At 38.9% G+C, this 11,320-nt stretch carries 12 protein-coding genes; 8 read left to right on the forward strand and 4 right to left on the reverse strand.

Translation table 11 applies throughout. The features are described from left to right. Positions 1 to 3 precede the first annotated feature (3 nt). On the reverse strand, positions 4 to 774 hold the full coding sequence (locus ACO6UW_RS00210; protein WP_017385444.1) for a 3-hydroxyacyl-CoA dehydrogenase: 771 nt from the start codon (positions 772 to 774) through the stop codon (positions 4 to 6). A 169-nt stretch (positions 775 to 943) separates the two neighbouring features. On the opposite strand from ACO6UW_RS00210, the gene ACO6UW_RS00215 reads away from it, so the two are divergent. The 3 genes from ACO6UW_RS00215 (at position 944) to ACO6UW_RS00225 (ending at position 4,024) form a co-directional block, all read left to right on the forward strand. Further along, complete coding sequence (locus ACO6UW_RS00215; RefSeq protein ID WP_348891812.1) at positions 944 to 1,972, forward strand: AraC family transcriptional regulator; 1,029 nt, start codon at positions 944 to 946, stop codon at positions 1,970 to 1,972. A 234-nt stretch (positions 1,973 to 2,206) separates the two neighbouring features. Continuing rightward, entirely contained in the window at positions 2,207 to 3,181 is a 975-nt protein-coding gene (locus ACO6UW_RS00220) for an aliphatic sulfonate ABC transporter substrate-binding protein (protein ID WP_057061906.1), read from the forward strand. 3 nt (positions 3,182 to 3,184) lie between these two features. After that, positions 3,185 to 4,024 carry an ABC transporter permease gene (locus ACO6UW_RS00225; RefSeq protein WP_057061907.1) on the forward strand — a complete coding sequence of 280 codons (840 nt, stop codon included), beginning with the start codon at positions 3,185 to 3,187 and terminating at the stop codon, positions 4,022 to 4,024. 2 nt (positions 4,025 to 4,026) lie between these two features. On the opposite strand, the gene prmC is transcribed toward ACO6UW_RS00225, so the two are convergent. The 3 genes from prmC to ACO6UW_RS00240 all read right to left on the reverse strand — a co-directional run bounded on the left by prmC (position 4,027) and on the right by ACO6UW_RS00240 (position 7,061). Beyond that, a complete protein-coding gene (prmC, locus tag ACO6UW_RS00230; protein WP_057061908.1) occupies positions 4,027 to 4,842 on the reverse strand; it encodes a peptide chain release factor N(5)-glutamine methyltransferase in 816 nt (271 codons plus the stop codon). Continuing rightward, positions 4,842 to 5,930: a peptide chain release factor 1 gene (prfA, locus tag ACO6UW_RS00235; protein ID WP_033847489.1), complete on the reverse strand. Its 1,089-nt coding sequence runs from the start codon at positions 5,928 to 5,930 to the stop codon at positions 4,842 to 4,844. The genes prmC and prfA overlap by 1 nt, the downstream gene beginning before the upstream one ends. A 291-nt stretch (positions 5,931 to 6,221) precedes the next feature. Beyond that, positions 6,222 to 7,061, reverse strand: coding sequence for a type 1 glutamine amidotransferase domain-containing protein (locus ACO6UW_RS00240; protein WP_348891816.1), 840 nt, complete (start codon positions 7,059 to 7,061; stop codon positions 6,222 to 6,224). A 119-nt stretch (positions 7,062 to 7,180) separates the two neighbouring features. Between ACO6UW_RS00240 and ACO6UW_RS00245 the strand changes: the two genes are divergently transcribed. The 5 genes from ACO6UW_RS00245 (at position 7,181) to ACO6UW_RS00265 (ending at position 11,289) form a co-directional block, all read left to right on the forward strand. Beyond that, on the forward strand, positions 7,181 to 8,083 hold the full coding sequence (locus ACO6UW_RS00245) for a LysR family transcriptional regulator (protein ID WP_019767593.1): 903 nt from the start codon (positions 7,181 to 7,183) through the stop codon (positions 8,081 to 8,083). Between the two features lie 192 nt (positions 8,084 to 8,275). Beyond that, complete coding sequence (locus tag ACO6UW_RS00250) at positions 8,276 to 8,695, forward strand: glycine zipper domain-containing protein (RefSeq protein ID WP_057061909.1); 420 nt, start codon at positions 8,276 to 8,278, stop codon at positions 8,693 to 8,695. A gap of 238 nt (positions 8,696 to 8,933) precedes the next feature. Further along, a complete protein-coding gene (locus tag ACO6UW_RS00255; protein WP_002119687.1) occupies positions 8,934 to 9,440 on the forward strand; it encodes a hypothetical protein in 507 nt (168 codons plus the stop codon). A gap of 133 nt (positions 9,441 to 9,573) precedes the next feature. Beyond that, positions 9,574 to 10,578, forward strand: a complete 1,005-nt coding sequence (locus tag ACO6UW_RS00260) for an LLM class flavin-dependent oxidoreductase (RefSeq protein ID WP_057061910.1) — start codon at positions 9,574 to 9,576, stop codon at positions 10,576 to 10,578. 147 nt (positions 10,579 to 10,725) lie between these two features. Beyond that, entirely contained in the window at positions 10,726 to 11,289 is a 564-nt protein-coding gene (locus ACO6UW_RS00265; protein ID WP_002119689.1) for a hypothetical protein, read from the forward strand. The last annotated feature ends 31 nt before the right edge of the window (positions 11,290 to 11,320 follow it).

The following is an 11,320-nucleotide window of genomic DNA, read 5'->3' on the forward strand; positions in this document are numbered from 1 at the left end:
TTATTATTTTGCTGCCATACGAATTGCACCATCTAGACGGATGACTTCACCATTTAAGTAAGAGTTTTCAGCAATATGTGCCACCAAACGAGCAAACTCTTCTGGTTTTCCTAAACGAGATGGGTACGGCACCATTTGCCCCAAAGCATCTTGTACATTTTGTGGCATACCCTTAAGCATTGGGGTTTCCATAATTCCCGGTGCAATGGTCATAATACGAATAGCATGTCGCGCAAGCTCACGAGCAATCGGCAATGTCATCGCAACAATAGCGCCTTTTGATGCAGAATACGCAGCCTGACCAATTTGACCATCAAATGCGGCAACAGAAGCAGTGTTAACAATTACACCACGATCTTCTTCACCTTCTTCAACCGTGTTTTTACTCATTGCATCTGCTGCAAAACGCAGCATGTTAAATGTACCTGTAACATTAATATTTAAAGTCTTTGCAAATAATCCCAAGTCATGAACGCCCTCACGGCCAACCACTTTCGCAGAAGGGCCAATACCGGCACAGTTCACCAAACCATGCAAATGACCATGTTTTGTCAACACATCTTTAAAGAACTGTTCAGCAGCAGCTTCATCGGTCACATCAAGTTTTACAAAGTCAGCTTTTGGCCCCAACTGTTTTGCTTGTTGCTCGCCTGCTTCTGTATTCATGTCTACCAAGGTAACTGAAGCACCTTGCTGGACTAAATACTCAGCTGTTGCAGCACCTAAACCAGACCCACCACCTGTAATTACGAAATGTTTCCCTTGAATTTTCATTGTGTAATGTCCTATAGAAATGTTCTTTAAACTTAGTAGTGAGAGTAAAAGTTGTTGTTTTCCGATACAATTTCAAAAAGCCTCAAAATGTTTGCAGCTTTTGATCAATCCAAATTTTAAATATGCAGTATTTCACTTGAAATATATGAAGAAAATATGAGTCTTTGACATGGTTGTCCAATCTTCTTTAAGTAAAGGCACAATTTCGATTGCACTAGTACATGAAGCATTGAGTGCGGCTTATGCCAAAGGCCTAAATACACAAATAATTCTAAATAAAGCAGGCATCCCCGCTGAATTACTGATGTCGCCAAAGGCACGTGTGCCTGATACAACCTATGCCCAATTGTGGATAGAGCTTGCCAATGCCATGAACGATGAGTTTTTTGGGATGGATAGCCACCCCATGCGTCGTGGAAGCTATAAATTACTGACTAAACTCGTCAGTACGGCTGAAACTTTAGAAAAAGCACTCTACGATATTTTGAAGTTTTTTAACTTTGTTTTAGATGATATGCATGGAGAACTCATTCGAGAACAAGACAAAGCTTATTTAGTGATTCATGATCATGAACAACCTAAACGTATGTTTACCTACGCAACCTTTTTAATATTAGTACACGGACTTATGTGCTGGTTGGTAGACCAGCGCATTGGTTTAAATACTATTATGGTACGTTGTCCTAAACCGAACGATATTCAGGACTATTTAGTTCGTTTTGGTGAAGATATTCAATTTAATGCTGAGATAAATCGAGTTGAGTTCGATGCCCACTATTTAGATATTAAAATTAAAAAAGATAAAAAAGCGCTTTATGATTTTTTAGAGCAAACTCCGCAAAATCTTTTAGTTCGCTTTAAAAATGAAAATGCCTTGAGTGTACTTATTCGTCGCCATTTATTGAAACTCCACCCTGCACAATGGCCTGAACTCAAAGATGTAGCTCACCAACTCAATATTTCAGAAGCCACCGTTCAACGTCGACTGAAACATGAAGGTGTAAGCTATCAACAAATTAAAAATGAAATCCGCTGTGATATTGCTGTTGAACGCTTAAGTAAAACGAATGACTCAATTCAAGATATTAGTGAAGATTTAAGCTTCCATGACCCAAGTGCATTTCACCGTGCTTTTAAAAAATGGACAGGTGTCAGCCCAGGTGCATATCGAGATAATTTAACTGGACACAAGCAATAACATATACATCAAATGAAGCTTAGAGCTTAAGCTTATGATATTTATGTATTTTAAATTCAATATTTCAGATAAACGCTTTATTTAAAACTTAATAATATTCATAAAAACAGTGTTTTATATTTTTATTCAAACTTTTATCTTTCAAACTGATTTATAAATCAAAATAACTAAGTTCATAAGCCTCTAAACACGTGGAAGGATGATCTCCTATTTCATTTCGGTTTTATTTTTATCATGTCTTTAAAATCAAAATTTTCTCTACCAAAGACTTTGTTAGCATCAACATTGGGGTTTGCATTTGCTTCATCTGCTTTTGCAGCAATTCCTACTACGCTTAAACTTGATTACGCTTACTACGCACCGACCAGTTTAGTCGTTAAAGATCAAAAACTTCTCGAAAAAGCACTGCCAAATACCCAAATTAAATGGGTTTTTAGTCAAGGTAGTAACCGCTCATTAGAATATCTCAACAGTAACAGCATCGATTTTGCTTCTACCGCTGGATTAGCTGCTGTATTAAGTCGAGCGAATGGTAGTCCAATTAAAACGGTTTATGTACAAAGCCAACCGGAATGGACCGCGCTTGTTGTCGCAAAAAATTCACCAATTAAAAGCCTAAAAGATTTAAAAGGTAAAAAAATTGCAGCCACCAAAGGAACCGATCCTTTCTTATTTACACTACAAGCACTAGATACAGTCGGTTTGAGTAAACGTGATGTACAACTGGTTCATCTACAACACCCAGACGGCAAAACTGCATTAGAGCGTGGCCAAGTAGATGCTTGGGCTGGACTTGATCCATTAATGGCTTCTGCTCAAATTCAATCGGGTGCCAAATTGCTTTACCGTAATGTTGGATTTAATAGCTATAGTGTACTGAGCGTTAAAGAAGATTTTGCAAAACAAAGCCCTGAAGCGGTAGAGGCCATTATTAAAGCCTATGAACAAGCCCGAAAATGGGCAAAAGCCAATCCAGATAAAGTGGCAGCACTTTTAGCTCAAGAATCAAAACTTCCTCTACCTGTGGCTAAACTACAACTGAGCCGAACCAACTTCGATCAGAGCATTCCATCAGCAACTCAAGCACAAGCGCTAAAACGTTCTGGGAAAATTTTGACTGAAGAAGATTTGGTTAGAAAAGGTACCAACGTCAATCAAGTGGTTGATCAGTTGCTAGACCCACATTTTGCTCAAAAAGTCGTGAAATAGTATATGAGTGATTCACTTAACAAAGCTGAGCTAAATCACTTCTTAGCTCAGCAGGCTTCAAAATCGCAGAAAAAGCATCTAAACCATAAATTTACACGGTGGTTTAAAGCGCTACTCATTCCACTTATCTTTTTAACAGCTTGTGAGTTTTTAGTCAGAAATGACTATATCGATGCTTATCTACTCCCTGCACCGTCTAGTTTATGGCAATCTTTTTTAGATTTAGCTCATAGCGACTTGTTTGCTCATATTTATATTAGTACATGGCGTGTTCTGTTGGGCTTTATTATAGGAAGCGGTTTAGGTTTAATTTTTGCAATTTGGGTTGGATTAAGTAAAGAAGCAGAAGCTTATTTGGAACCAACTTTTTCAGCAATTAAATCGATCCCAAGTCTTGCTTGGATTCCCCTGTTATTGCTTTGGTTAGGAATTGATGAAGGGTCTAAAATTACATTGATTGCAATCGGAGCATTCTTTCCAACCTATACCAATACAGTTGCAGCAATTCATAATGTAGATAAAAAGCTCATTGAAGTTGGAAAAGTTTATCGGCTTAATGCTTTTCAGCGGATTATATCTATTATTTTACCGGCAGCTTCTCCGGGAATTTTAACGGGTTTACGTAACAGCTTAAGTTTATCTTGGATGTTTATGATTGCAGCTGAACTGATTGCGGCCACTCAAGGGATTGGCTATTTACTCAGTGATGGCCGAGAAACGTCTCGACCAGATATTGTTATCATTGCAATTATTTTATTGGCGCTATTGGGTAAAGTAACCGATACCTTAATGAAACTTATCGAAAACTGGTTATTAGGTTGGCGAGATACACTACAAAAGTAATTTTAAATCCAGCATGCCAAAGTGACTCGATCATTTTGGCCATAGTCTTGAATAGTTTTAATTTGGCTAAAACCATGCTCAGCAAATATATTTCGAACAGCTTGCCCCTGATCGTAACCATGCTCTAGTGCAATCCAGCCTTGTGGTTTTAACCAGTTTTTCCCTTGAGCAATAATAATTTCAATATCAGCCAGTCCCTGATGATCTGCAACCAATGCACGGCGTGGTTCTGTAGCCAAAGCTTGCATGTGTTCATCTTCAGGGTCAATGTACGGCGGATTAGAAACAATTAAATCAAACTTTTGTAGTTCAAGTGCCTCAAACCAAGCACCGCAAGCAAATTTCACACGTTGCAAATCATGTGCTTGTGCATTTTCTTTTGCGACTTCTAAAGTAGGCGCATAAATATCAGTTGCTGTGACTTGCCAATCTGGACGTTCACTCGCTAATGCAAGCGCAATTGCACCTGTCCCCGTACCCAAATCAACAATATTTGCAGTATTTGGCAAATTTAGATTTAAAACGGTTTCAACTAGAACCTCAGTATCCGGACGTGGCACTAAAGTATCAGATGTTACTTTTAAATCGAGCGTCCAAAATGGCTGTGAACCCGTCACATAAGCTAAAGGTTCACCTTTTTGAATACGTTCAAGACCAGCCAAGTAATCTTGCTCTTGTTGGGCAGTTAACTCTTGCTCAAGTCTAAACTTTAATTCAAGCGAATTGATTTTTAGAAAATGCTCAAGTAACCAAGCATTTTCTTGTCGTTCATAACTGTCAGGCTCACCGCGAATTGCAAGCGCTTGAGCAATATTCATTAGCCGCCATTTTCCTGTGCAAGCATCGCAAGCTGATCTGCCTGATATTCACGATGTAAGCTATCGAGCAATTCAGTCAAATCACCTTCCATAATCGCGTCTAACTTATATAAAGTTAGGTTAATACGATGGTCCGTCATACGCCCTTGTGGGTAGTTATAAGTACGGATACGTTCAGAACGGTCACCAGAACCAACCAAATCACGGCGCATTTCAGAAGTTGCTGCATCGGCTGCTGCACGTTTTGCATTTTCTAAACGCGATACCAAAAGAGCCATCGCTTTGGCTTTGTTTTTATGCTGTGAACGTTCTTCTTGGCACTCAACGACTGTACCGGTTGGAATGTGAGTAATACGTACCGCCGAATCAGTTTTGTTAATGTGCTGACCACCCGCACCTGATGCACGGTAAGTATCGATACGTAAATCTGCTGGGTTAATTTCAACGTTGGTATCAACATCAATTTCAGGCAATATCGCAACTGTACATGCTGACGTATGCACACGACCTTGTGATTCAGTGGCAGGGACACGTTGCACACGGTGAGCACCACTTTCAAACTTTAAACGGCCATAAACGCCATCACCATCTACACGGCAAATAACTTCTTTAAAGCCACCATGCTCGCCTTCATTTTCAGAAAGGACTTCAATACGCCAGCCTTGTGTCTCGGCATATTTGCTGTACATACGGAACAAATCACCAGAGAAAATCGCAGCTTCATCACCACCTGTTCCAGCACGGATTTCTAAATAAGCCGCATTAGAGTCATTTGGATCTTTTGGAATCATCAAAATATTGAGCTGGCTTTCTAATTCTTCAAGCAATATTTTATTGGCTTGAATTTCTTCTTCTGCCATATCTTTAAAGTCTGGGTCCGACTTCATCATTTCAGCAGTTTCAATATCTTCTTCTGCTTGACGGTATTTGCCCCAGACTTCGGTAATTTCAGATAAATCACTATGTTCACGAGACAATTTACGGAAACGTTTGTTATCGGAGATCACTTCAGCATCTGCAAGCAATGCAGTAAGTTCTTCATGTCGATCACAGAGTTGATCAAGTCGTAAACGGAGTGACGCTTTCATAAGAGGAAATATCTCAAAAGTCCAAAAAGCTTATCGAAGGCTATGTAAGTATAGAAGATAAGCAAAATCGTAAAAATAGCGCATAGTTTACAGATTATGCTGCTTAAATGACATATATAATCAGCCAATTCATCAACTTTCCCAATAAGTAGAGGCGTATAAATATAATGATTTCGAATAAGTTTTATTTACTTGCCTATAATTTGGCTGTTCTGTAAGAAATAATAAGTCATCTTTTTCCTCTATATGACAATAGAGGCTTTGTTTAAAAACCTCTTTTGCCCCGCCTACTTATTTTAATTTTTCTAATAAGGTTTTGCCCACCAAAACAGCTGACGCTGGATTTTGTCCTGTTATAAGTTCACGGTCTACCACTACGTTTGGAGTCCACGCAGTAGTATTACTTTGATACTTAGCGCCAAGTGACTGTAAAGCCGTTTGTGGATAAAACTTCATTTCTCCACCTTTTAATAAAGCTTTAGCCTGCTCTTCTTCCTGATTACTAATCACCGTCATTCGATAATTTTTATAAATCCATTCGCCAGTTTTTACTAGCTTGCCTTGTTCGAGTTGACCAACTACTTCCGAGGCATTAGGTAAAGTAGACATTAATGCAATAGGACCATGACAGACCAACGCAGTAGGTTTACCAGCTTTATGGAAAGCTGTAAGTACTTTTCCAAGTTGTTTATCTTTTAATAGATCTTGCATAGGTGCATGCCCACCTGGAATATAAATAGCATCAAACTGACCCACACCAATTTGTTCAATACGAGATAGGCTCACAACTGGAGAATCTTGAGCAGATGTTAATTTTAGATCATGCAATAAACCAGCATATTGCTTTAATGCTTTTTCATCTTGGTTAAAATACATCGCATTATTTGATGATTCATCTAAGGTTGGAGCTTTCCCTTTTGGTGTAGCGAAAGTTACTGTATGACCTGCATCTAAAAGCATTTTTGTAGGTTGCATCAACTCATTTAAGTAAAAGCCTGTTTTAAAAATATGACCTTTTTTTAGCTCTAAATGCGTCTCATCAGACAATACAACCAACACATGAGCAGCATTTGCACTGAATGCTGCTGAAACGGCAACTACTGCAAGCATTATTTTATTTAGAGATTTCATCATTCGACCTTCATTCCAACCATTTGCTGGATTTATATTTTGGATGGATATATTCTATTTTTGCCAATCAGGTAGATAAACAACCACTTTTACAAATCTTTTTTGCGTTTGAGGACAAAATGTCTCGCCAATTTGACCATCTTGCCGATATTGAAGTGTTTTTAATTGTGGCTGAGAAGCTTTCTATTAGTGCAGCTGCAATTTATTTAGCAACAACTCCTTCAGTCATTAGTAGAACAATTACGCGGCTAGAGAAAAAACTTGGCATTCAGTTTTTTAGAAGAACAACTCGTCATTTGAGCCTGACTGAAGCTGGTCAACTTTATTATGAAAAGATGCAACATGCATTTCAGTTAATTGACCATGCAGAGCGTGCTATTCAAGGTAAGCAACTGCAAATTTCCGGTAAAATTAAATTAAGCGTACCCACCACCTATGGACACTATCGCCTTCCAGAATTACTACAAAAATTTCTTTTGCAATATCCAGATATTCAAATTGAAGTCAGTATTTCTAATCGAAACGTCGATTTAATTGCTGAAGGATTTGATTTAGCTATTCGTCAAGGTCAGCTTCCTAGTAGCACTCTCATTGCCAGACCTTTGGAGCTTGCCCCTCTTCAACTTGTTGCTTCACCCGATTATTTAAAACGTATGGGTGTTCCTCAAACTTTGGAAGACTTAAACCATCACCAATGTATTGCCTTTGAATTACCGAGCACGGGTAAGGTTACTCCATGGTTTTTTAAAAATGGTGATAATGAAATTCAATGGATACCATCAAATCGGATTTTAATAAAAGAAGATATTTTGGGAGTAGTTTCTCTTGCTGAAAGTGGATTAGGAATATGTCAGAGTTATAGCTTTATTGTTAATGAAAAGATCCGACAAGGAAAATTGCAGCCCGTACTTGAGGGTTATGCAGGTCACACACGGCCCTTTTCTTTACTGTACGCACAACATAAACATATGTCGTCTGCGACAAGAGCTTTAATAAATTTTCTATGTTCTGATCATGAGTAACCCCGTTAAAACTAAATAAAGCTTAATTTATCTATATGAGTATTAAATATTCTATTTTAATAGAAAACATACAAACCAGACACTAAACTGCAATAATCAAAAGATGGTTCTCCATATTTGAGGAGAAGTGTTTTGTTACATTTGCCGTAACAAAAGATATAGGGTCCTGCAACTAGGGACACGGAGTCAAAAATGAAATTAAATGCTTGGTTATGTAGCGCTGTTCTAGCAACTTCAATGGTTACTGTGGCACATGCTGACAATACAACACATGTAGCAGCCGCTTCTGCTTTAGGTAGCGTAGCAGGTACTGCAATTGGTAAAAGCATGGGCGGTACATCTGGCGCAACAATTGGTGCTGCTTTAGGCGGTGCTGGTGGTGCAGCTGTTGCAAGCGACCGTCGTCACCGTACTGAATCAGCGATTGGCGGTGCTTTAGGTGGTGGTGCTGGTTATACCGTTGGTAAAAGCATGGGCGGTACAAATGGTGGTTATGTCGGTGCTGCTTTAGGTGCTGCGGGTGGTTCTGCTTTAGGTAATAAAATTTCTAAAGACCGCTATACAACTAAATCTTCTAAACACTGGAAGAAAAAACACCGTCGTCATCACTAATCAAATTTGACAAACAGATATTTAAGCACCTTCGGGTGCTTTTTTTATTGTGATGAAGCTATACGCTCATATTCCGTATGCTCATGGTTTATCCACAAATTAATACAAACACTACAAACCGACACAAAACACTCGTATCTCCGTTTGGCATCTCCATAATTATCACGAAATTTTTTATTACATTTACCTCAAGATAAAGATAACTGTCCTTCGAGTAAAAAGGACATGGAGTTCTACGATGAAAATGAATATTTGGTTGGCTAGTGCATTAATTGCAACATCTTCAATGGTAACAGTTGCACATGCTGACAATGGTACACGTGTTGCCGCAACCTCTGCTTTAGGTAGTGTAGTGGGTACTGCAATTGGTAAAAGTATTGGTGGTACCTCAGGTGCAACAATCGGTGCTGCTTTAGGTGGGGCTGGTGGTGCAGCTGCAGCAAGTGATCGTCGTAATCGTACAGAAGCTGCAATTGGTGGTGCTTTAGGTGGTGGTGCTGGTTATACAGTCGGCAAAAATATGGGCGGCACCAACGGTGGATACATCGGTGCAGCAGTAGGTGCAGCTGGTGGTTCTGCATTAGGTCGTAAAGTTGCTGAAGATCGTAACTACGATGACCGTTATGACCGTGATCGTTACGATCGTGATGACCGCAGATATTACGATGGTGACCGTCGTTATTATAAAGGTGGTAGCCGTCGCCATGACAATGGCTTACACCGTGGATGGTATAAAAACCGCTAATTCACAGATAAATCAAAAGAGCACCTTCGGGTGCTTTTTTATTTATAGCTATAAATTAATATCGAAAAAAAACGATATACATCACACCCTATATATCGTATTATTTCGATATATCCTTATTCGAGAATATCGCATGCGATCACTTCAAGATACCAAGTTCTCTATTTTGGAACTTGCTCCTATTCGTAATGATAAAACCATCGAATTCTCATTACGTCACGCATTAGAATTGGCACAACATGCAGAAAAACTAGGTTATGAACGTTTCTGGCTTGCTGAACATCACAACATGGATGGAATCGCAAGTTCAGCTACCGCTGTCTTACTCGGTTTTATTGCAGCACATACACAGCATATTCGCTTAGGTTCAGGGGGAATTATGCTTCCTAACCATGCCCCTTTAGTTGTCGCAGAACAGTTCGGGACGCTTGCTACTTTATATCCAAATCGTATTGAACTTGGTTTAGGCCGTGCTCCCGGTACAGATCAACTCACCATGCGAGCTTTACGTCGTGGCCATCAAGAAACAGAAGATCAGTTTCCTCGAGATGTTGCCGAAATCTTAAAATATTTCGATGTACCTCAAGCAGGACAAAAAATTATTGCAACACCAGGGCAAAGCACCCATGTTCCTGTTTGGTTACTTGGATCTAGCCTATTTAGTGCACAACTCGCGGCAAAACTTGGACTTCCTTACTCATTTGCATCACATTTTGCACCACGTATGTTAGGTCAAGCGATTCAACTTTATCGGGAGAACTTTGAACCTTCTGAGTACCTAGATAAGCCGTATGTTTCAATGGGTGTGCCTGTTGTTGTTGCAGATACAGATGAAGAAGCACAATTTTTAGCAACTAGTGCTTACCAACGCGTATTAGGTTTAATCCGTGGTGAAAGCTTGAAGCTGAAACCACCAGTTGAATCAATGCAGGGATTATGGAATACAGCAGAACAACTTTCTGTCGAAAACTTCTATGCAATGGCGCAAATTGGTTCTGTAGATACGGTTCGCTCTGGCTTACAAAATTTATTAGCGACATACGATGTTGATGAATTTATTTTTACATGCGATGTATACGATACAGCTAAACGTTTAGAAAGCTTTACACAACTCATGAATGTAAAAACAGAACATTAAACTCTACTTTAAGCTCCCATACTTGAATTGATTTCGAGTATGGGATGACCATCTATCTGAAAAGACTTTACCCCAACTGCCTGCTTGGTTATTTATATTAAAACGATAAAAACATCATGATTTAAAAACCAAAAGGATTTTTGGAAAATGAGTATTAATATTAAAAATAACACTTCAAAATCAGTGATTTTTCAGAATATCTCTCAAGATTTCGAAGATTTTACTGGTCAAGTGATTTCCTCAACATCAATTAAAGAGTTTGACTTTTCACATTCATCTGTCGCGATTATTGGTACAAATCAAGATAGCGTGACTCATCTTGAAAAAATCTGCCAGCAAGCAAAATTTGTGACTGTCTTCCAAATCACCCCTCATTTTATTTTGCCCCATAGTCAGATGGGTACACATAAGTTAATTACTCACCCACTTATTATCAAAAACCGCAGGTTATTTAACAATCGTGTTAAGAGCATTCTGGCATTGCGGTTTCTAGAAACTCAAGTAAACGAACCATGGCTTAAGCGTCTTTTGACTCCCAATACTGCAACCACCAAAAAAGTATTTTTTAAATCCGACAGTTATTATGCAGCACTTCAAAAACCCAACTGTAAATTGCAAACATGGCCAATTGTTAAAATTACCAATAGATCTATTCACAGCATGGATGGTATAGAACAACCCGTTGATATTATTATCAGAGCAATGCCATAAAAGTAAAAAAAAGCATGGTTTTAGGCCATGC

It is taken from the genome of Acinetobacter sp. JADD-222 (assembly GCF_049310645.1).